This window comes from Nocardioides agariphilus, assembly GCF_015352445.1.
Lineage (GTDB): Bacteria > Actinomycetota > Actinomycetes > Propionibacteriales > Nocardioidaceae > Nocardioides > Nocardioides agariphilus.
The window spans coordinates 122,121-142,919 of the sequence record NZ_JADKPO010000001.1 but is presented as its reverse complement, the minus strand read 5'-3'; the positions used below and the strand labels follow the sequence as shown (position 1 = coordinate 142,919).

Genomic DNA, 20,799 nt, shown 5'->3' with positions numbered 1-20,799 from the left:
CGTCGTGAGAAGAGTCAGGTGGGTGCGACCGGAGCCGTCAGGTCGGCGGGTGCTCCGCCACGTGCACAGCGAAACCTGCCAGGCCGGCGGCGCCCACGGCCTTGTCCTGCTCCCCGTTTCCGCCCGAGACACCCAGGCCGCCGACGATCCTGCCGTCGTACTCGATCGGGAAGCCGCCCACGAAGATCGCGAACTTGCCGGGCAGCATGTGGCTGATGCCGAAGGCCTCGTTGCCGGGCAGTGCCGGCCCGTGCGGGGCCTCGTTGAACAGGTGCGTGGCCCGCTCGTGCCCGGCGGCCGTGAACGCCTTGGCGATCGCGATGTCGACGCCGGTGAGGCGTGCACCCGGCAGCCGGTGCAGCGCCACGACGTTGCCGCCGTCGTCGACCACGCAGAGCGTCTGTTTCACGCCGAGTTCGTCGGCCTTGGCGCGCGCGGCGACCAGCACGGGAAGGGCGTCGTCGAGGGTGATCCTGAAGACCTGGTGCACACGCCCATTCTGGGGAGCGGGAACCCTGGTCGCCTATGGTCGGTCTGCTCAGGTCCGGGCCATGGGATTCGGCTAAGGTGCACAGGTGAGTAGCGCCGTGGCTGCGCTGGGCGACGGACCTGCGGAGCTCACCTTGGGACGACTGCTCCAAGAGCGGCTGCTTCAGGGCGCGCGCGTCCTGTCCGGAGACCAGCTCCTCGACCGGCCGGTCCAGTGGTGCCATCCGCTCGGCGACGTCCTCGGGGAGCAGGGTGTGGACCTGTCCACCACCGTGGCCCTCGCCGACGAGGCCGAGCTGGACTCCCGTCGATGGTCCGCACTGCAGAAGTCGGAGTGCGCCGCCGTCTTCGTCCGGGGCAGCGAGGCCATCAAGACACCCATGGCCCGCCCGGACGGGCCACCGATCGTGTGGGTCCCCGCATCGGTGAGCAGGCGTTCCCTCGTCGAGCTCGTGGCGACCCTCGGGCTGGCCCACCAGACGTATGTGCTCCAGTACGGCCAGCGGGTCCACGCCTCGCTCGCCCATCTGTTGCATCGCGGTGCCGGCCTGACCGCACTCTGCAGCAGGTTGGCGCGGATGAGCGGGTGTGGCGTAGCCGTGCTCGACAACAACCTTCACCTGCTCGCCTTCGACCCCGGTCCGGCACGTCTGGACCCGCACGCGGTCACCATCGCCGTCAAGGCCTCGCAGCGGCAGCTTCTCGCCGCGACCCGGTCCGAACCGCACCGGGTGGCAGTGCTTGAGCTGGCCGTGCGCGAGAAGAGGTACGCCTGCGTCGTCGGCGCGATCGAGCTCGTGGAGCAGCGCGAGGGCTGGGTCGTGCTCATCGACCCGACGGCCGCGCTCACCGAGCACGACCTGGCCGAGCACCGCGTTGCGGTCGAGCAGGCCGTGACCATCGTCGGCACCGAGCTCCTGCGCATCCGTGGCCTGGAGCGCGCCGAGGAACGCGCCCGAGGCAACTTCGTGCACGCCCTCCTCCATGGCCGGTTCACCAACCACGCCGACCTGGTCGCGCGCGCGTCGCACCACGCGTTCGACGCCGATGCCCGCTACGGGGTGGTGGTCGCCCACAGCGGCGGGCTGATTGCGCGTGGCGACTCACCGACCAAGCTGGCCGACATGGCTCGCGAGGCTGCCCGGATCCTCGAGAGCGAGGGTCAGGAGACGCTGACGGCCGTGGTGGGCGATGTGATCGCAGTGATCCGGAGGGTCTCGGAGGCCCATCGCGGCCAGCGCGACCCGGCCGCCGAGGAGCTTCGCGACTACGCCACCTCGCTGGCCCGCCGGCTCTCCGAGCGCAGCCATCGGTTCGTGCTCGTCGCCTACGGCCGACCGATGGCCGGGGCCGCCGCGATCGTGGAGAGCTACCGCGAGGCGCGGGTCGCCCTCGACCTCCGCCAGCGGCTCAACGTCACCGACGTGTGCGGCTTCGCCGACCTCCGGGTCGACTCGGTCCTGCTCGAGCTCGCCCAGCAGGAGGCGGGCCGTGAGTTCTCCGCCGAGATCCTCGAGCCGCTGCGCAACGAGCGCGACGGCAGCCTGGTGGAGGTGGCCCGCGCCTACGTGCAGGCCGGCGGCAACCTCAACGAGGCGGCGCGCCGGCTCAGCGTGCATCGCAACACCATGCTCTACAAGCTGGACCGGATCACCAGGCTGCTCCAGAGCGACTTCCGGGAGCCCGACATGCAGTTTGGGGTCTGGTTGGCGATCAGGCTGTCGGACCTCGACGAGACCACGCGGCGGGTCAATCGCGACCTGTCGAGCGGCTGACCCCCGTCGAGGTCATCGTCGGGACAGGGTCACGGCCGAGGTAGCTCGCTGCCAGCGCCAGGGCCGCGAGCAACGAGCACGCTAGGAACAGGGCGACCATGGAGCCGGTGGGGTACGCCAGCGCGACCCAGGCGGCGGCGACCGCCGACCCGGAGAACCGCACCATGCTGTAGAGGCCGACCGCGGCGCCGTACCGACCCGCCGGGGAGCTGGTGGCGCCCGCCGCCGCCGGCGTCTGCACCAGCGCCATCCCGAACCCGAGCAGGACCAGCATGACGGTGAGCCCGACGGTGGTGGCCGTCCCTTCTCCGCCGTCGGCGATCACTCCGGTGGCCCCGCCCCCGCCGACGAGGACGAGCAGCCCGAGCCGGAGCATGGTCCGGGGCCCGAAGGCGCGACTCAGTCGGCTCACGACCGGTGCCGAGACCGCCATCATCGCGGGCAGCACGAAGAACAGTACGCCGGCCACCGCACCCGACATGCCGAGCGGCCCGGTGAAGAACAGGGGAAGTGCCACCAGCACGGTGCCGAGACAGAACATCTGACCGAACGCAGCTGCGGCGCTGCGCAGGAACCGGCTCTCGAACAACACCGGGAGCGGGATCATCGCCGTCGCGCGTCCGCGCGACACCCGGACGTACCCGAGCAGCATCAGCAGGCCCGAGGCGACCTCAGTGACGGCCAGCACGGCCGACGCTCGTTGGCTCACTGTCGTCGCGGCCACCAGGACCAGGCCGACCCCACCGGTGAGGAGCACCGCCCCGCGGAGGTCGAAGCGGCTGCGGCTGTGCGGCACACGAGGGACCAGCGTCCAGGTCAGGACGAGCACGACGGCGCAGAAGGCCGCGATCGCGACGAAGATCGCCCGCCACCCGAGGAGGTCGCTGACCAACCCGCCGACAGGCGGGCCGATGGCCTGCCCGATCCCGTTGGCGGCGGCCCAGGCGCCCATCACCTCCAGCCGCCGCTCCGGGTAGAAGATGCCCAGCAGGCCCATCACCATGGGGGGCACGGCGGAGCACGCCAAGCCTTGTACGGCGCGCAGCGCGACCAGCGCCGGAAGGGACGGCGCCAGGGCGGCCAGGCACTGCGACGTCAGCATCAGTGCGAGCGACCACACCAGCGTCTGCTTCATCCCGATGCGATCGCCGAGCCAGCCGGCGACCGGCATGGCGATCGCCAGGGCCAGGACGAAGGCGCTCACGCACAAGACGGCGGCTGACAGGGGAGCGTCCAGGTCACGGGCGATCGACCGCAGCGGCACGTTGACCACGTTGTTGGACATGGTGCCCAGCACGGTCACCAGGAGAAGGGTGACCCGGGCGGCCGCACGCGTGGGTGCCTTTGCGCCGGACGCCAAGCCTGGCCTCCTCGAAGTACTCGCAACGACGACGGCGCCTGCCACCGTCATCGCATCACCATGATCGCCTCGGTCCCAAGCCGGCGGTCAGGGACAACTTGCACAGAAAGAGCGTGGCGGGTTGGGCACTGTCGACGTAGCAGGGCTCTCTCCGGGCCGAGCAACCTACAGGCATCCTTAGCCGCAGGAGGCTTCATGCACGACTTGACCACCGCCCACTGGGTCTACCTCATCGGCGTGCTTGTGATTCTCGGGACGATGCTCGCCCGCAAGAACATCGTGGTTCCCGCGGTGTTCTTCACGTTCCTCACAGCCTTGACCTTCAAGGAGAGCCTCACTGGTGCACTGGCCGGCGTGTTCAACGCCAGCCTGGTCGCCGCGCAGGAGCTCTTCAGCATCTTCCTGATCATCGCTCTCGTGACCGGCATGCTCGGCTCCCTCCAGGCGCTGGGAGCGGACACCAAGATGGTCGCGCCGTTCAGACCGGTGATGCGCAACGGGCACCTGGCCTTCTGGACCTTGGCCGCGGTCACCTATCTCATCTCCCTGTTCTTCTGGCCGACACCGGCCGTGCCGTTGATCGGCGCGGTCCTCATCCCGGTCGCCATCGCCGCGGGACTTCGCCCCATGGCGGTCGCGTTCACCGTGGCCGTGGCCGGTCAGGGAATGGCGCTGTCGAGCGACTTCGTCATCCGCGTCGCCCCGGGCCTGTCCGCCACCGCCGCCGGTGTGGACCCCGACAAGGTCGCCAACCGCGCCATGGTGCTGTCCCTGATCGTCGGGATCACGGCTCTGGTGATCGGCTACGTGCTCGAGATCCGCAGGATGCGCCAGCCCTCGCACCAATGGCTCGAGGAGTGGGAGTCCGGCGACGTCGAGGCCAAGGTGCTGGCGATGACCGAGGTCGACGACCCGCCGACCATCGGGCACGGCCCCGCCCTTCGCGAGGAGGCGGCCGCCCTGGTGGCCGCCCAGAGCGGGCGTGGGGGTGCCGACGGCATCGGGGCAGGTGGCACGGCCACGGCTACCCACGAGCCGGACTCCGCCAGCGAGTGGGAGCGGCCCAGTCTCTCGGGCCGGCCGGGCTCCGGCGACGAGGGTCCGGTGAACAAGGCACCGGCCTGGGCGTCGACGGTCTTCGCCGTCGCGGTGCCGCTGGCCTACCTGGCGCTGATCATCTACCTGATCTACAGCATCTCGAGCAGCGGCACCGACTCCGGCCTCAAGGGCGGCGACGCGGCGGCACTCGTGGGTGGCATCGCGGCGATCACCATCTTCCTCGCCGCCTTCGCCGAGAACCGCAGCACGTTCCTGGAGCGCTCGGCCGAGCACGTGGTCGACGGCCTGGTGTTCGCCTTCAAGGCCATGGGTGTGGTGCTTCCGATTGCCGGCTTCTTCTTCATCGGCAACGGTGACTTCGCGGGCCGGATCCTGAGCATCGCCCCCAACGAGGACGGCACCACGAGCGCTCCGGCGTTCCTGTTCGACCTCGTCCTGCACGGACAGGAGCACATCCCGCAGAACAGCTTCGTGACAGCCTTCGGCATCCTCATCATCGGCATGATCGCCGGCCTCGAGGGGTCGGGCTTCTCCGGCCTGCCGCTGACCGGCTCGCTGGCGGGGACGCTCGGCCACGTGACCGGTGTGGACCCCGAGACGCTCGCCGCGATCGGGCAGATGGGCAACATCTGGTCCGGTGGAGGCACCCTCGTCGCCTGGTCGTCGCTGATCGCGGTCGCCGGATTCGCCCGCGTGCCGGTGCTCGACCTCGCGAGACGGTGCTTCATCCCCGTGGTCACCGGCCTGGTCCTCGCCACGATCGTCGCCGTGCTGGTCATGTAGCCCGACGACACCACCCCGCATCGAACCCCGGTCCCCCGCGAGGGACCGGGGTTCGGTGTCAGTGGATGGCGTGCTGGTGGTGTCGTCCGACCCCGGTCAGACGTTCACCACCGGGTGCTCCTGCATCACGGTGTCGCTGAAGTTGTCGGCGTGCCACTTGGCGGCGTCGTGCGCCGTTGCCTGGGCGTTGAGGAAGTGGCCCCGCGCGATGTGGGCGTGGTGCGCGGCCTTGACGTGCTCGCGCAGCGCGGAGTGCCGAGCGGCTTCGCGGTAGTGAGCCACCGCCCTCTCGAGCTCGTCGGCCGCACTGGTGTACTGCGCTACGGACTGGTCTTGTGCCATGAGTGCCTCCTGGAGAGATCGGTCTTCCCGTGAACGCACTCTGCGACGGGAGCGCACGGTTCGGAATGGGCATGTGGCCCAACACCCACCGCGGCGTTTGTGCTTTCTGACCACGGTTGACGATTCGGTCGCCGGCGCACACAAATGAAGGAGTGCGTCCGCCTCGTACGACGGGCGGAGGGGCTGGTCTCCGCACCGATCTCAAGGGACGTGTGCACCCGACCGAGCAGTCGCTGAGCTTGGACAGGACTGCGGTGACTGCACTGCGACCCGTCGACGGACCCTCGATCTCCGGGAAGACGCAATCAGGCCGGGAACTTCGTCGCGACCTTCACGCAACAGAATCCAGGCTGTGGTTCGAGGCGCGCGGACATTCCCTCGATGTGCAGGCCGTCGAGCACGCCATCGACGAGGGCGAGGTTCATGCCACAGACGAGCTCCGTGTGTTCTGTCGCGAGTCGGTCGAACGGACAGTTCGTCAGACAGACATCGTCGTCGACCAGCCGGGGCTCGTAACCGTGGTCGCCGAGCACGCCGACCAGACGCGCGGTGGATTCTGCCCGGCGTGGACGTCGAGGGACCGGAGCCTCGCTGCCGAGTCGAGTACCGGTGGCGTGTGCCACCTGCTGCACAGCCTCGGCGATCGGTGTTCCTTCGCGCGTCGAGCGCTCGACGGCTGCAGCGAGGACCTCGCCGGCGAGGTCGTAGCGACGCTCGGGGAGCGAGACCGAGACGTGGCGGGACGTGCGGCGGTAGAGCTTCGACGGGCGGCCCGCACCCGGGCCGGTGCGGCCGGTGAGGCGGCGGTACTCGACCTCGAGCAGGCCCTCGGCCACGAGCCGGTCCAGGTGGAACTTGACCGAGTGCAACGGCAGGTCCATTGCGGCCGCCGCCTGCTCGCGGCTCACCGGTTCGGTGGCGCCGGCGACATAGCGATAGAGGGCCAGCCGACTCGGCTCGGCGAGCGCGCCGATGCTGGCCACCTGTGCCTGCAGGTCCTCCATGGCTCCACCATCCTGGGTCGACGTCGCGCGGCCTGGGTTTCTAACGTCGACAGAGTACCCTGTTAGAGGGAAGGGGGAGTGTTCATGGCAGACGTGAGGCCTCGACGCACGACCGACCCGTCCCATCTCACCGAGTCGGTCGCGATGCTGCTCCGTTGGGAGCTGCAGGGAGGCGTGTGGCGGGTGCTGGGCCGTGACGGGGAACAGGTGACGGTCGGGTTGTTCACCTGTGACGCCGGCGAGGAGATGGACCGCTTCACCTCGGCGGACGAGCAGCTGTTGGCGGTCGTGAACGAGCGCAGCGGCAGTGAGGACGACCTGCCCGACTAACGCGGGGGATCGAGGACCAGGCTGAGCAAGGTCTCGGCTTCCTCGGCGCAGGCGCCGCATCCATCGAGATGGGTTCGCATCCGCGGTTCCTCGTATCCCGGCTCGCGTACCCGTCGTTCGACGTACTGGTCCAGCTGGGCGAAGCAGTCGTCGCAGGACAGGTAGGGGTCGGTGTCGAGCAGGAGGCGGACGACCGTGTCGTCGGTCAGCGGGCGCGTGGTGCTGGTCATGACGACTTGGACCTTTCGTCGTCGGGAGGGTCGAGATAGCCCTGGGTCACCAGCGACCGGCGCAAGCGTGCGCGGGCGTCGTGCAGGGTCTTGTACAGGGCGTTGCGGGTTGAGCCGAGCCTTTCGGCGAGTACGTCGATCGGCACATCGTCGACCAGCAGCGCCAGCACGACCCTGCGTTGGTGCGGGCTGAGGCTGGTGGCGATGGCGTCCTCGAGGGCGCGGGCCAGGTCGGAGGCCTCGGCCACGTCGGCCGGTGAAGGGCCTCGGTCGAGGGCAGTGAGCTGGTCGGGAAGCGTGACCTCGCGGCTGCGCCACGCCTGGCGGCGGACCTCGACCCCGGCCTGGAAGACGCCGAACTTGTAGGCCCACGTGGAGAAGAGGCTTCGTCCCTGGAAGTCGTCCAGCTTGCGCAGCACGGTGACCAGGGCCTCGTCGGCGGCCTGCTGGGCCAGGTCTTCCAGGTCTCCGGGCCCGGCTCCGGGCAGGAGGTCGCGCAGTCGCCAGACCTGCCGGCGGGCCGCCCCCACCAGCAGCCTGTGGAGCCGCCGCTGCGCCAGCACGCCGGGCGGCCCGCCGGCAGCAAGGTCCGCCACCCAGCCCTCGTTCTCGTACGTCGGGGTGGCAACGACGAACACCTGGGTGTCGAGCGTCATGGGGCGGGGTCTGTCTCGAGGGGTTTGACGATGCGGACCGCGAGCGACGGTGGGCAGCCATGGTCGACGAGTTCGAGAAGGGCGTGCAGGTCGTACCGACGATCTGCGGCCAGTCTTTCCACGGTCTCAGCGGGGAAGCCGGCTTCGAGCAGACGGCACCGGCGCCAGGTTCGTACGTCGAGCGGCGGTCCGTCGTCGACGCAGCGGCGGCCGAGGTCTGGGGGATGGTGGACGGTCACGTCTTGTTGGTGTCGTCCGGCACAGGAGGTCTTACCTGTTCGAGGGCACCGGGTAAGAACTCGTCGCGACGCGACACCAACATCGCCGTGACCCTTTCCACGACCTCCGGCTCCGGAACGCCGGGCCGGACTGTCGCTCTCGGGTCGAGCTCCCGCACAGTCGTCTTCGGCTCGTCCGTCTGCGCGGCCTCGGCCGGGGTCCACGCGGCGCTCGTGGTGCCGCACTCTCACGAATCGGCCGGCCTGGCTGTCGCGTTCGCAGTCTCGGCTGTCGCGCTGGCGACGGCCGCGGTCGCGCTGGCGCTGGACGCCGGCCCGACCGTCACGACGATGATCGCCCTGCTCCTGGTCGGGGTGGCCGTCGCCTACGCGCTCTCGCGCACCACCGGTATCCCCGGTCTGACTGTTCATCCGGAGCCTCTCGACGCGTTCGGCACCGTGGTCTCCTGCATGGAGCTCATGGCCGCCTGGGCGCTGGTGCGGCCCCCGACCCGACGGAGTCGTTCATGACCCACCACCTCCTGGCCGCCCGGCGCGGCTGGTTCCTCTCGCTGCTGTGCACGGTTGCCCTGGCTGCCGCCCTTGCCACCGTCTCGGTCGGTCCCGACCACGACGCGTCGGCGACCGAGCCCGGCCACACCCACAGTGCGACCAGCGGGCACCTCACGAGCGCCCACGCGGTCTCGACGTCGACCCCGGCCGATCGCACCGCCCAGTCCGCCTTCCACGACCAGATGCGCAAGCTCTGGGAGGACCACGTCACCTGGACCCGGCTCGCGATCGTCACGTTCGCCGACGGCTCCAGCGGTTTCGACGCGACCGCCGCACGCCTGCTGGCCAACCAGGTGGACATCGGTGACGCGATCAAGCCGTTCTACGGCGATGCCGCCGGCGACCAGCTCACCACCCTGCTGAACGGCCACATCGGCATCGCCGTCGAGCTGCTGCAGGCCGCCAAGACCGGCGACAGTGCCGCGTTCGAGGAGGCGCGCGTCAGGTGGTACGCCAACTCCGACGAGATCGCCGACTTCCTCGCCGCCGCCAACCCTAAGTACTGGCCCCAGGACACGATGCGGACCGCCATGACGGCACACCTCGACCAGACGCTCGCCGAGGCCGCGCACGAGCTGAACGGCCAGTACGCCGCCAGCGTCGCCGACTACGACGAGATCCACCACCACATCCTGGAGATGGCCGACCTGCTCAGTAACGGCATCATCCGCACCTTCCCGAAGCGGTTCAGCTCCCGCTGACCAGCAACCCTCTGGGCCGGCCAGGCCACCAAACCCCGTTGGTGGCCTGGCCTCACCCACCCTCGTCATCGAGGAGACGACATGGCGACCACCGCGTTCGTGCTGTCCGGAGGCGGCAGCCTCGGGGCCGTACAGGTGGGCATGCTGCAGGCACTCGCCGCGCACCATGTCCGACCCGACCTGCTGGTCGGCACCTCGGCCGGCGCCGTGAACGCCGCGTGGGTCGCCGGGCACGGCATGTCCCCCGACTCGCTCGGCGAGCTCGCCGACGCGTGGACCGGGCTGCGTCGTCGCGACATCTTCCCGGTCGATCCGCGTCAAGTCCTGCGGGGGCTGGCCGGCCGGAGCCCAGGCGTGGCCTCGGATGCCGGCCTCCGACGGCTCGTCAGGGCGTACGCCGGCATCAACGACCTGACACAGGCACGGGTGCCGACCCACCTGGTGGCCGCCGACCTGCTCAGCGGGCACGAGGTGCTGATCTCGGCCGGCGACCTGGTCGACGGCGTCCTCGCCAGCGCGGCGATACCTGGCATCCTGCCTCCGGTCGCAAGCGTCGGCCGTCACCTCGTCGACGGGTCGGTGGCGCTGCACGCGGGCGTCTCCCAGGCCATCGCCCTGGGCGCCACGCTCGTCTACGTCCTGCCCACCGGAGCGCCGTGCGCGCTGCTGCGACCGCCGCCATCGGCGGTGGGTGTGGCGCTGCACTCGTTGACCATGCTGGTCGCGCAGCGTCTGATCCACGAGGTCACCAGCTTGCAGGGAGCCGCCGAGATCAAGGTCCTGCCGCCGCTGTGCCCGCTGGCGGTCTCGGCCGCGGACTTCCGCCACGCCGCCCAGCTCATCTCTCGCGGCCGGCGGACCAGTCTCGAGTGGATCAGCTCCGGCGACATCGACCTCCCCGCCCCGGAGCGGTTCCTCGCGCTGCACCACCACCGCCCGGAGGGCATGGGCGACGAGCCCCGGAACCGCCCGGGCCGCCGCCTGCGGAGAGCACCGAGTCCGGACCGAGCCTGATGTCACGGGGCGCCCTCCACGATCGGGGCCGCGCCACGTGGGTCGACGGCCTGTCCGGTGCCTGCCGCACGGAGAGCGATGGCCGCCTGGACGAGGGCGGCGTGGGTCAGGGCCTGTGGGTAGTTGCCCAGGTGATGACGCGTTGCCGGGTCCATCTCCTCGGCGTACAGCCCGAGGGAGCCGGCCAGCGCGAGGAGGTCGCGGAACAGCGTGCCCGCCTCGGTCACGCGTCCGCTGCGCGCCAGGGCCTGGACCAGCCAGAACGAGCACGGCAGGAAGGCTCCCTCGATGCCGGGAAGTCCGTCGCGTCCTGGCGGATAGCGGTAGAGCAGCGGTGATCCTGCCCCGAGCTCGCTGGTGACGGCGTCGATGGTCCCGCGCACGCGGGCGGAGTCGGCCGGGTGGAACTCCAGCTGCGGCAGGACCAGCAGAGCAGCGTCGGTGTCGGACGAGCCGTAGCTGCGCGTGTACGTGCCCCGCCTCTCGTCGAAGCCGCGCTGCTCGATGTCCTCGCGCAGCGCCGCCCGTTCTGCTCGCCACCGGCGGGTGCGCCGAGCGGACATCCGGTGGTGGGCGGCGATGCTCAGGGCGCGGTCCAGGGCCAGCCAGGCCATCAGCTTGGAGTGCACGTGGTGCACGGTGTCGGAGCGCACCTCCCAGATGCCGGCATCGGGCTCGCGCCAACGGTCCGCCACCCGGTCGGCGAAGCCGGCCATGGTGCGCCACGTCTCGGCGTACAGGGGGTAGCCCGCTTGGCCCATCCGCCAGGCCGCGTCGAGGACCCAGCCGTAGCCGTCGAGCTGGTGCTGGCCAGCCGCGGCGTTGCCGGACCGGACCGGCGGGCTGTCGGCATAGCCAGGCCACCCGGCGAGCTCACGCTCGGGTCGTGGGTGCTTCCCGTGCAAGGTGAGCAGCACGGGGATCCGGGGACGGTCGAGCCGGGTGGCGCTGAGCAGCCAGGCCATGAATGCGCGTGCCTCGTCGTGCTTGCCCACCCCGAGGAAGGCGTCGATGCCGATGCTCGCGTCGCGAGGCCAGGCGAACCGGTAGTCCCAGTTGCGGACGCCCCCGAGCACCTCTGGCAGCGAGGTCGTCGGTGCGGCGACCGGCGCCCCGGATGGCGAGTAGGTCAGCAAGCGGAGTGTGAGCAGGCTGCGGACGACGGCCTCGCGGTAGGGGATCGCGTCGTCGATGTCGCGACACCAGGCCTGCCACCGTGCCTCGTCGCCCTGGAGGGCATCCCAGGCCGTGTCCGTGTCGAGGTACACGAGCGGTTCGCGATGGGCCACGGACATCACGCAGGTGAACGGCTGGTGCGGGGTGACGGTGACCGCTGTGGGTTGCCCCGGCTGGACGGTTGCGGTGGGCGTGGTGCGCAGTGCCACGGCCAGGGTCCCCCAGATGCAGACCAGGACCTCGCCTCGGTGCTCGGCCCGCGGTGCTCGGCGTCGCTCTCCGAGTCGGGGGTCGAAGGTGATGACGGCGTCGACCGGGCCGTCGGGGGCGCTGAGCCGGCGTACCAGCATGGTGGCGGGGAGTAGCTGTCCGGCGACCTCGGCCACCATGGCCTCGGTGAGGGTCAACCGGCCGGTGTCGGTCCGCCAGGTCGTCTCGAGGGTGGCGGTGTCGGGGCGGTAGCCGCGAGCCACCACCTCGGCGGGGTGTCGTGGGCCAAGTCGGAAGCTCCCGGCGGCCGCTCCGCCGACCAGCCGGCCGAACACTGGCAGACCGTCGAAGCGTGGGATGCACAGCCAGTCGACCGAGCCGTCGGAGTCGACCAGCGCGGCGGTGCGGGTGTCGCCGAGCAGTCCGTAGTCCTCGATCGGGGGTCTCATCGTGGCGACAGCCTCATCGCGCGCCGAGGAGGAGACCCAGGGACATGCCGTAGGCAAGGTGGGCGGCGAAGGTCACCAGGGGTGTCTGCGTGCCGTAGTTGAGGGCAAGCAGGCCCGGAGGTTCCAGCACCGAGGTCGATGCGGGGCCTGCACGCTCGGACGCCATCCGAGGATGGACGCCCACCAGCATGGGGACGAGGACCGTCAGGGCGACGGCGCCATGGAGGACGCCCAGCAGCCCGCCGAGCCACCAGGTCGCCTGGCCAAGGAGTGCGAAGGTGGCGGCGTAGCCGAGGGCGAAGCCCTGGCCGACGAGAAGATGGATGAGGGAACCGGCCGCGCGGGCACGGTCGGGGTCCGGAGTGATGACGGTCCCGAGGATCAGGGGCAGGTCCAGCCGGCTGAGCCCGCTCAGCTGGGCGGCGATCATCAGGCCGGTGAGGAGGGCGGTGGCCAGCAGCCCGAACACGGCCCACCCAGCCCAGTCCACGTCCGTCCGCCTCAGCCGCGCGACGGTGACTGCGACCGGACCTGCGATCCAGCGCGCGACTTCGCTTCCAGCGTGCCGAGGACGTGGGTGAACGAAGCCTGGAAGGCGGCGATGCCTTCGCGCTCCAGGGTGCGGCCGACGTCGTCCATGTCGACGCCGACGGTCGCCAGCGCGCCCATGTGGTGCTCGGACGCCGCGAGGTCGACGTCGATCGTGCGGGCCAGGGTGCCGTGGTCCTCGAACGCCGCCATGGTGCTCTCCGGCAGGGTGTTGACGGTGTCGGGCCCGATCAGGCTGTCGACGTACAAGGTGTCGGGGTAGCGGGAGTTCTTGGTCGAGGTGGATGCCCAGAGCGGACGCTGCACCCGTGCGCCGCGGTCGGCCAGCCGTTCCCACCGAGCTCCGGTGTGGACCTCGCAGAAGAGCCGGTAGGCGAGCTTGGCCTGGGCGACGGCGGCTCGGCCGCGCAGTGCGAGGGCCTGGTCGGTGCCGATCGCCTCCAGACGTCGGTCGACCTCGGTGTCCACCCGGCTCACGAAGAACGACGCCACGCCGCGGACGACGGAGAGGTCTCGGCCGCGGCGTGCCAGGGTCTCCAGGCCCGACAGGTAGGCCTCGAGGACCTGGCGGTAGCGGGCCAGGGAGAAGACGAGGGTGACGTTGATGCTGCGGCCTTCCGCGACCATGGCCTCGATGGCGGGCACGCCGGCGGAGGTGGCCGGGATCTTGACCAGCAGGTTGGGCTCGCCGATGCGTTCGTGCAGGCTCCGGGCGGCCTTGATGGTGGCGTCCGTGTCGTTGGCCAGGTCTGGCGCCACCTCGATCGAGACGAACCCGTCGGCGGCCTCGCTGGCGTCGTAGGTGGGCCGCAGCAGCTCCAGCGCGTCGACGACGTCGGTGATCGCGAGCTCCCAGTACGCGCCCTCCAGGGTGTGCCCGGCGGCGAGGAGGTCGTGGAGCTGCTGGTCGTAGGCGTCGGATTCGATCGCCTTAGCAACGATCGTCGGGTTGGCGGTCACTCCCCGCACGCCGCGGGCGATGAGGTCGGCCATCGTGCCGTCCTGAAGCGAGGCCCGGGTGAGGTTGTCCAGCCAGGGGCTCTGACCTTGTTCGTCGTAGAGGCGGATCAGGCTCGCCATCGGTCTTGCTCCTGTTCCTTGTGCCGGCGGCCTCAGTCGAGGTTCGCTGCGATCTGGGCCAGTGACACGGATTCGTCCTCGAGGCCGGCCACCGGCCGCTGTCCGCCGACGATGTGTCGGATCGCGTCCATGGCGTCCCAGTCGTTGGCGTGCATGCCGGCCAGGACCCGACCCTCGCGCAACCAGAACGCCGTGAAGGTGCCCTTGTCGGGCGTGCCGCGAAGGACCACGCGGTCGTAGCCGTCCGGTCCGACGTTGCCGAGGTATTCCATGCCGAGGTCGTACTGGTCGGAGAAGAAGTAGGGGAGTCGGTCGTAGGAGACGTCCTTGCCCAGCATGTTCTGCGCGGCGACCACTCCCTGGCCGATGGCGTTGTCCCAGTGCTCGACCCTCACGTGGCGGCCCAGCAGCGGGTGGTAGGCGTTGGCGATGTCGCCGGCCGCGAAGATGTCGGGCTCGGAGCTGCGCAGCTGGTGGTCGACGAGGATGCCGTTGTCGGTGCGTAGGCCGGCGGCCTCGGCGAGGGTGATGTCCGGGGTCACTCCGATCCCGACCACGAGCAGGTCGGCCTCGACCGATGAACCGTCTGCGAGTGTCACGATCGCCACTCCGCCGTCGGCCTCGATGCTGGAGACCACGGTTTTCATGCGCAGGTCGACGCCGTGTGCCTGGTGGAGGGCCGCGAAGGTGCGGGCGACCTCGGGTCCCAGGACGCGGACCAGTGGCAGGTCCAGGGCCTCCAGGAGGGTGACGTGCGCGCCGGCGCGGCGGGCGGCAGCGGCTACCTCCAGACCGATCCATCCGCCGCCGATGATCACCAGTCGATGCTCGGCACGCAGCCGCGATCGGATCAGGTCGGAGTCCTCGACGGTGCGGAGGTAGGCGACGGGTGCGCCGCTGTCGTCGGCCATCGCCAGGTGGCGCGGTCGGGAACCGGTGGCGAGCAGCAGCTTGTCGTAGCGCTGGGTGGCGCCGGCGGCGGTCACCGCGCGGGCGACGGGGTCGACGGCGGCGACCCGGGTGCCCAGCCGCAGGTCGACGGCGTGCGCGTCGTACCAGTCGGGAGGCTGGACGAGGGCGGACTCGAAGCTGTCGTCGCCCGTCAGGTACCCCTTGGACAGCGGCGGCCGCTCGTAGGGCAGATGGGATTCGGCGCCGTAGAGCACCAGGTGCCCGTCGAAGCCGCTCTCCCGCAGCTCCTGCACGGCCTTGCCGGCGGCCAGCCCGGCGCCGACGATGACGAAGGTCTGCGTGGCGGTCATCGTCGGCCCCCCCGGCCGGCGCCGCGGGTCAGGGAGAGGAACTCTGCTCGGGAGGACGGGTCGGTGCGCAGCGTGCCGAGCAGGGCCGAGGTGACCGTCCGGGTGCCCGCCGCGCGGACCCCTCGCAGGCTCATGCAGGTGTGCTCGGCCTCGATCACCACGCCGACTCCACGGGGAGTGAGGTGGCGTTCCAGGTGCTCGGCGATCTGCTGGGTCAGCCGCTCCTGGGTCTGGGGCCGGTGCGCGTAGAACTCGACCAGGCGCGCGAGCTTCGACAGGCCGAGGATCCGGTCGGCGGGCAGGTAGCCGAGGTGGGCCACGCCCGTGAAGGGCAGCATGTGGTGCTCGCAGACCGATCGGACCGGGATGTCCTCCACGACGACCAGTTCGTCGTAGCCCTCGGCGTTGGCGAAGGTGGTGAAGTCGAAGCTGTCGGAGGTGAGCATCTCGGCGTAGGCGTGGGCCATCCGGCGCGGTGTCTCGGTCATGCCGTCGGATCCGATGGGTTGACCGAGAGCTCGGAGCAGGTCGGCGGCAGCTTTCTCGGCCGCTACCAGGTCGATGGGGGAGGCCGCTGGCGTCACCGGCGAGCGCCACGTCAGCACGGTGGCCGTGGCGCCCGAGGCCGGTGCGTCCAGCGCGCGCTGTTGGGTCACCGCTCGTCCTTGTTCTGCCCGCTGTCGGTGACCCGCGCCGGACGGCCGGGTGTGGAGGGGCCAGGAGCGGCGAGGCGCGCCAGCGCGAGGGCGCCGACCAGGAGGCCGAAGTCGCGCAGTGCGATGTCGTAGTAGTCACCGATGCTGAGCAGGTTGACGATGATGCCGAGCAACCACGCCGCGACTACATAGGCACCGATGGCCGGACGTAGTGCCACCAGGACGCCCGCCAGGATCTCGACCACGCCGACGGCCAGCATGGCCTGGTGCGCAGACCCCGGGACGATGTCGTTGATCCAGGGAGCCAGGTACTGCTCCCAGTCGGTGAGGAGGTCGAAGAACTTGTCCAGCCCGAAGGCGATGGGCGCGATGGTGAAGACGGTGCGCAGCATCAGGTAGGCCTGTCGGGCGCCGGTCGGGCCTGCCTCGCCGTGTGCGGCGGGTGCCGAGAAGTAGCGGGTGATGGTCATGGACCTCAGCCTTTCTAAAAGAGGATGATTCGGACGTTAGACCTGACGCTTTGTTTCGTCAATGCCTGAGTCCGTTAGAGATTTGGCGGTGGCGGTGACGGCCTAGCCCTGTCCGCGAGTCAGCTCGTCCCAGTCGACGGCCGGGGCGTCGACTCGGTCCCCGTTGAGGTACGGCAGGGGGTCCTCCGCCGCCTCGGCGCCTGCGGCCAGCCAGGCCGCGAACCCACTGCTGTTGCGGCGTTCGAGCTCCTCGAGGTACATCTGCCGCTCCGCGACGCCCGCGATCAGCTTCACGGCTGACGACTGTTGCCGCTGGGAAGCCCGGTAGCTGGCTCGCCACCGTTTGCAGAGCTGCTCATCGGTGAGATCGCGTACCGGCGCTCGGAACTGCGCGTACTCGGGGCTGGCGTAGGCAAAGGCACGCGCCACGGCGTCGAGCTGAGCCGTCGACGGTGTGCGGAACGATCTGAACCAGCGACCGGCGGCCTTCACCGCGTACGGCGATCCCGCCAGGACCACGGCTGCGAGCAGGAGGACACCCGGACCCAGGAGCGACGCGTACCCGACGAAGGCACCGACGCCGGTCCCCGCGACCAGTGCCCCGCCGGCCAAGAGCCGCAGCCGACCTGCTGTGCTGCGCTCCCAGTAAGCATCGAAAAGGCAGAACGTGACGCTGCCCACGGCCCCGACGACGATGAACAAGAACACCACAGCCGCCGGTGACACCACGAGGCCCACGGCGGCGCCGATCGCGCCCAAAGGGACGCAGACACTCAGCCACAGGACCCGATAGATCTCCATCGCATCCGCCTCCTTCCGTGATGACACACCCATGACCTCCCGAGCCGGCCGCTCAACGATCGAGATGAGAGCGTTCGAGGTGAGTCAGTCCACGATGGCGCGGCGAGAAGGCTCCGTCATCGCCGGGCTTCGGCCGACAATGCGCGAGGTGTCTTGCCGGTAACCGGCAACCGCCGGTAGGGGCTGGGCGGAGCGACTCCGCCCAGAAAGCCTTCAGCGGCCAGCCCCGCCAGGTCCAGATCCACGTGAGGTTGGAGCAGCACGATGCGGGTTGCTGACGCTCGGCAGCGGGCGGGTCAGCTTTCGACCGACGACGACCGGTGAATCGCACGCGATAGCGCGACATCCTGCCCCGGGGCGGCGCTCTTGGCGTGCCCCGCGGAGAGACCCGACAGGCCTATCAAGGAGGCGAGCGGTGACACAGAAACCAGATGTGCGCTTGCGAAGGATCTATGACGACCCGGCGGATGACGATGGCATCCGCGTCCTCGTGGATAGACGATGGCCAAGGGGAGTGAGCAAGGCGCGTGCCGAGCTCGACGAATGGTGCACCCAGGTTGCCCCGTCCGACGCGCTGCGCAAGTGGTACGGACACGACCCCGAGAAATTCGAAGAGTTCGGCTCTCGTTACCGCACGGAGCTCCGCGAGCCCGAGCAAGCCTCCGCGCTACGACGTCTCCGGCTGATGGCTTCCCACGAGCGGTTGACCTTGCTCACCGCCACGAAACACCTCGACCTGAGCCAGGCAGCAGTACTTGCCGAGCTGCTGCGCGTCTCCGGCCAGTGAGTCCTGCTTGCCGAGGCTCGGCAAGAAGAGGCGGCATACCGTGACCAGCCTCCGCGTGGTCAAGGAGTACGAACGAGGTGTCGTCTACCGATTCGGGAGGGTGCGTCCGAAGCCTCTCCGCGCGGGCCTCGCCGTCTTGATCCCCATCGTGGACCGGCTCCAGAAGGTCAACATGCAGATCATCACCCTGCCGGTCCCGGCCCAAGACGGCATTACCCACGACAACATCACGGTACGGGTGGACGCGGTCGTCTACTTCAAGGTGATGGACCCGCTACGGGCGGCGGTCGATGTGCAGGACTACTTCGCGGCGATCGGGCAGGTCGCGCAGACGTCGCTACGGTCCATCATCGGTAAGAGCGACCTCGATGATCTTCTGGGCGACCGCGAGAAGCTCAACCAGGGCATGGAGCTGATGATCGACAGCCCGGCTGCCGGGTGGGGCGTGCACATCGACCGCGTCGAGATCAAGGACGTCTCCCTGCCCGACACCATGAAGCGGTCGATGTCGCGCCAAGCCGAGGCCGAACGCGAACGACGCGCTCGCATCATCACCGCAGACGGCGAGCTCCAGGCCTCCGAGAAGCTCGCGCAGGCCGCCGAGGTCATGGCCGAGCACCCAGCGGCGCTGCAGCTGCGGCTGCTGCAGACGGTCGTCGAGGTTGCCGCCGAGAGGAATTCGACGCTCGTGCTCCCGTTCCCGGTCGAGCTGCTTCGCTTCCTGGAGAGAGTCACCCCCTCCCAGCCAGCGCAGACCGAGACCCCGCAGAGCATTGACCCACCGACCGATCCCGTGGATGGCCCCATCGTGGTTCCCAAGCCCATGGTGAGCGCACTACGTCTACCCGAGCAGACTCTGCCCCGCTAGAGCGGTCTCCGCTCGGTTTCATGCCGGGGCAGTACGGCTGAGCCGTCCGCGCATTTGTTGTACCTCGACCGCCTGACTGCGATTGCCCGGGTGTACTAATGGGCGAACAGCGGCGATGAATGGACGAGCACGTGAAGCATGGTGGATCCAGCAGGAACCCCAAGGCGGCAACCACGCAGCCCTCAGCCATGGAAGAGGCCTGGCTGGCCGGTGTCCCCGAAGGCGCCAGCAAGGACTCCGGAGGGGTGTCGCCCGAGTTCCTCGCCGGTTACTTGCCGATGCTGGTCGACGCCGCAACGATCGGCCGGGCTCCGAAGCGAGCAGAGATCGAAGCGGTCCGACTGCAGGGCCGTAGAGCCGCGGAATCAGGCGTGCCCGTGGGGCGGGGCGTCGACCTCTACCTCTCGGCGGCGCGTCGCGTCTGGGCTGAGCTTCCGGCGATCGTCCGTCAGCGCGACCGGAACGCCGTACGGGCAGCTGCTGAGGCGGTGCTGGAGGTCTTGGACGAGGCGGTGGCGGCCTTCGCGGACGGCCATGCCGAGGCGGGCCGCGAGCTCATCCGCAAGGAAGAGACTGTTCGACGAGATCTCGTCGACGACCTGCTGCGCGGCGACGCCCACCTGAGCGAGCTGGTGGAGCGAGCGGAGCCATTCGGCCTCGACCTGACCCGTGCCCATCAGGTCGCCCTCGCCCTACCGGGGCAGCGACTTCCCTCGATCGCGGCCGCCACCAGCGCCCTCGAACGAGTCGTCCTGGATCGCTTCGGCGACCGGGACGTGCTGGTGGCCACCAAGGAAGGGCTTGTCGTGGTGATTGCCCTCGCTGAGGTGACCGGAGCGCCAGACACCTCGATGGGTCTAGCGACGACCGGCAGCCTCGGCAAAACCGTGCACAGCGAGCTCAGCCGCCTGCGGCGTGGGTCCCCCTGGCGGGTCGCGATCGGTCGTGCGCACCCGGGTGCCTACGGGATCGCCCGTTCCTACGAGGAGGCTCGCGAAGGACTGACCATGGCGGCCCGGATGCACCTGGACAGCCCGATCGTCGAGACACGGGACCTGCTGACCTACCGGGTGCTCGCCCGGGACCAACCCGCGCTGAACGACCTGGTCTACTCCGTGCTTCACCCTCTCCGCCAGGCCCGCGGCGGCGCGGGTCCGCTGGTGGAGACCCTGGCTGCCTACTTCGACTGTGGTTGCGTGGCGACGGCAGCCGCGGCCCGGCTCCATCTCTCGGTGCGGGCCGTGACCTACCGGCTCGACCGGGTCAGGTCGCTGACCGGCTTCGACCCGCTGGACCCCGCGCATCGCTACACCCTGCAAACCGCCGTCCTCGGTGCGAAGCTGCTTGACTGGCCAGAGCGATACATCCCCGACTCCGCTGCCAGCTCGTGACGATGGCAAGCCGGCACGCTCGCCGTCGTCAGTGCCGCGGGGCCGAGCGCGGTACCGCTGCGGGCCGGTAGCGGACCAGGTTGCCGATCACTGGCAACGGCCGGTAGCCGGACTTCGCCGGTCCCGGCCATGACGGGACGACGTCGTCGCGGGGCAGGCTGAAACCCAGCTCGGGACAGTCCACACGCAGTGGTGGTGACACCATCCCGCGACTTCGTCGACGTCGTGCGCGACTGCCCACCCGAAGGGAACCCCCGATGACACTCACGCGCGCACTACCAGCCGGACCGGCATCACCGGAGATCCCTGACCGCGTCGGCCCCGGGACGGAGTCGGACATTCCCAGCTTCCCGGAAGTCCTTGGCGCGCTCTCACGTAGTTGGTCGCGAATGAGCTCGTTGCCAATGAGCAGGTGGCCGTCGGTGAAGACGGATGACGCCGTGAGTAGTCAGGCCTGGGACATGGTCGATGAATGGGGTCTTCAGTCGTTCCCGGCCAGCGATCCCCCTTCGAACTGGTGACCCTCCCATGATGGCTGCCGCTCTCGCGGCGTGCCGCGGACTACC

At 69.9% G+C, this 20,799-nt stretch carries 22 protein-coding genes; 9 read left to right on the top strand and 13 right to left on the bottom strand.

Annotated features, from left to right (window positions below; all coding sequences use genetic code 11):
- Positions 1-37: 37 nt before the first annotated feature.
- Positions 38-490 (bottom strand): GlcG/HbpS family heme-binding protein, encoded by a 453-nt coding sequence (locus ISU10_RS00750; protein WP_194694442.1) that lies wholly within the window; start codon positions 488-490, stop codon positions 38-40.
- A gap of 85 nt (positions 491-575) precedes the next feature.
- On the opposite strand from ISU10_RS00750, the gene ISU10_RS00745 reads away from it, so the two are divergent.
- A complete protein-coding gene (locus ISU10_RS00745; RefSeq protein ID WP_194694441.1) occupies positions 576-2,264 on the top strand; it encodes a PucR family transcriptional regulator in 1,689 nt (562 codons plus the stop codon).
- Here the strand turns inward: ISU10_RS00745 and ISU10_RS00740 are convergent.
- A complete protein-coding gene (locus ISU10_RS00740; protein WP_194694440.1) occupies positions 2,239-3,624 on the bottom strand; it encodes an MFS transporter in 1,386 nt (461 codons plus the stop codon). The two genes, ISU10_RS00745 and ISU10_RS00740, sit on opposite strands and share 26 nt — an antisense overlap.
- Positions 3,625-3,819: 195 nt before the next feature.
- On the opposite strand from ISU10_RS00740, the gene ISU10_RS00735 reads away from it, so the two are divergent.
- Positions 3,820-5,466 carry a hypothetical protein gene (locus ISU10_RS00735; RefSeq protein ID WP_194694439.1) on the top strand — a complete coding sequence of 549 codons (1,647 nt, stop codon included), beginning with the start codon at positions 3,820-3,822 and terminating at the stop codon, positions 5,464-5,466.
- A gap of 96 nt (positions 5,467-5,562) precedes the next feature.
- On the opposite strand, the gene ISU10_RS00730 is transcribed toward ISU10_RS00735, so the two are convergent.
- Positions 5,563-5,808 (bottom strand): hypothetical protein, encoded by a 246-nt coding sequence (locus ISU10_RS00730; RefSeq protein WP_194694438.1) that lies wholly within the window; start codon positions 5,806-5,808, stop codon positions 5,563-5,565.
- Positions 5,809-6,113: 305 nt separating this feature from the next.
- Positions 6,114-6,812, bottom strand: a complete 699-nt coding sequence (locus ISU10_RS00725) for a helix-turn-helix transcriptional regulator (protein ID WP_194694437.1) — start codon at positions 6,810-6,812, stop codon at positions 6,114-6,116.
- Positions 6,813-6,896: 84 nt separating this feature from the next.
- Here ISU10_RS00725 and ISU10_RS00720 point away from each other — a divergent pair, with 84 nt between their 5' ends.
- Positions 6,897-7,142 (top strand): hypothetical protein, encoded by a 246-nt coding sequence (locus tag ISU10_RS00720; RefSeq protein WP_228499009.1) that lies wholly within the window; start codon positions 6,897-6,899, stop codon positions 7,140-7,142.
- Here ISU10_RS00720 and ISU10_RS00715 read toward each other — a convergent pair.
- Both ISU10_RS00715 and ISU10_RS00710 read right to left on the bottom strand, forming a co-directional pair.
- Positions 7,139-7,372: a hypothetical protein gene (locus ISU10_RS00715; protein WP_194694436.1), complete on the bottom strand. Its 234-nt coding sequence runs from the start codon at positions 7,370-7,372 to the stop codon at positions 7,139-7,141. The two genes, ISU10_RS00720 and ISU10_RS00715, sit on opposite strands and share 4 nt — an antisense overlap.
- A complete protein-coding gene (locus ISU10_RS00710; protein WP_194694435.1) occupies positions 7,369-8,028 on the bottom strand; it encodes an RNA polymerase sigma factor in 660 nt (219 codons plus the stop codon). Before ISU10_RS00710 ends, ISU10_RS00715 begins: the two co-directional genes overlap by 4 nt.
- A gap of 59 nt (positions 8,029-8,087) precedes the next feature.
- Here ISU10_RS00710 and ISU10_RS00705 point away from each other — a divergent pair, with 59 nt between their 5' ends.
- The 3 genes from ISU10_RS00705 (at position 8,088) to ISU10_RS00695 (ending at position 10,534) form a co-directional block, all read left to right on the top strand.
- Positions 8,088-8,777: a hypothetical protein gene (locus tag ISU10_RS00705; RefSeq protein ID WP_194694434.1), complete on the top strand. Its 690-nt coding sequence runs from the start codon at positions 8,088-8,090 to the stop codon at positions 8,775-8,777.
- A complete protein-coding gene (locus ISU10_RS00700; RefSeq protein WP_194694433.1) occupies positions 8,774-9,520 on the top strand; it encodes a hypothetical protein in 747 nt (248 codons plus the stop codon). The genes ISU10_RS00705 and ISU10_RS00700 overlap by 4 nt, the downstream gene beginning before the upstream one ends.
- A gap of 81 nt (positions 9,521-9,601) precedes the next feature.
- On the top strand, positions 9,602-10,534 hold the full coding sequence (locus tag ISU10_RS00695) for a patatin-like phospholipase family protein (protein ID WP_194694432.1): 933 nt from the start codon (positions 9,602-9,604) through the stop codon (positions 10,532-10,534).
- A gap of 2 nt (positions 10,535-10,536) precedes the next feature.
- Here the strand turns inward: ISU10_RS00695 and ISU10_RS00690 are convergent, their stop codons facing one another.
- From ISU10_RS00690 to ISU10_RS00660, 7 genes are all read right to left on the bottom strand, one after another.
- Positions 10,537-12,369, bottom strand: coding sequence for a glycoside hydrolase family 15 protein (locus tag ISU10_RS00690; RefSeq protein WP_194694431.1), 1,833 nt, complete (start codon positions 12,367-12,369; stop codon positions 10,537-10,539).
- A 13-nt stretch (positions 12,370-12,382) separates the two neighbouring features.
- Entirely contained in the window at positions 12,383-12,859 is a 477-nt protein-coding gene (locus ISU10_RS00685) for a hypothetical protein (protein ID WP_194694430.1), read from the bottom strand.
- 11 nt (positions 12,860-12,870) lie between these two features.
- Complete coding sequence (gene tal, locus ISU10_RS00680) at positions 12,871-13,998, bottom strand: transaldolase (protein ID WP_194694429.1); 1,128 nt, start codon at positions 13,996-13,998, stop codon at positions 12,871-12,873.
- A gap of 32 nt (positions 13,999-14,030) precedes the next feature.
- Positions 14,031-15,260 carry an NAD(P)/FAD-dependent oxidoreductase gene (locus ISU10_RS00675; protein WP_194694428.1) on the bottom strand — a complete coding sequence of 410 codons (1,230 nt, stop codon included), beginning with the start codon at positions 15,258-15,260 and terminating at the stop codon, positions 14,031-14,033.
- The gene (gene folE, locus ISU10_RS00670) at positions 15,257-15,916 is read right to left on the bottom strand and encodes a GTP cyclohydrolase I FolE (protein ID WP_442417783.1); all 660 of its coding nucleotides are present in this window, start codon (positions 15,914-15,916) and stop codon (positions 15,257-15,259) included. Before folE ends, ISU10_RS00675 begins: the two co-directional genes overlap by 4 nt.
- The gene (locus ISU10_RS00665) at positions 15,913-16,386 is read right to left on the bottom strand and encodes a hypothetical protein (protein ID WP_194694427.1); all 474 of its coding nucleotides are present in this window, start codon (positions 16,384-16,386) and stop codon (positions 15,913-15,915) included. Before ISU10_RS00665 ends, folE begins: the two co-directional genes overlap by 4 nt.
- A gap of 102 nt (positions 16,387-16,488) precedes the next feature.
- The gene (locus ISU10_RS00660) at positions 16,489-17,187 is read right to left on the bottom strand and encodes a hypothetical protein (protein ID WP_194694426.1); all 699 of its coding nucleotides are present in this window, start codon (positions 17,185-17,187) and stop codon (positions 16,489-16,491) included.
- Between the two features lie 415 nt (positions 17,188-17,602).
- On the opposite strand from ISU10_RS00660, the gene ISU10_RS00655 reads away from it, so the two are divergent.
- From ISU10_RS00655 to ISU10_RS00645, 3 genes are all read left to right on the top strand, one after another.
- On the top strand, positions 17,603-17,974 hold the full coding sequence (locus ISU10_RS00655; RefSeq protein WP_194694425.1) for a DUF488 domain-containing protein: 372 nt from the start codon (positions 17,603-17,605) through the stop codon (positions 17,972-17,974).
- A 40-nt stretch (positions 17,975-18,014) separates the two neighbouring features.
- Entirely contained in the window at positions 18,015-18,842 is an 828-nt protein-coding gene (locus tag ISU10_RS00650) for a slipin family protein (protein WP_370864481.1), read from the top strand.
- Between the two features lie 188 nt (positions 18,843-19,030).
- The gene (locus tag ISU10_RS00645) at positions 19,031-20,233 is read left to right on the top strand and encodes a PucR family transcriptional regulator (RefSeq protein ID WP_228499007.1); all 1,203 of its coding nucleotides are present in this window, start codon (positions 19,031-19,033) and stop codon (positions 20,231-20,233) included.
- The last annotated feature ends 566 nt before the right edge of the window (positions 20,234-20,799 follow it).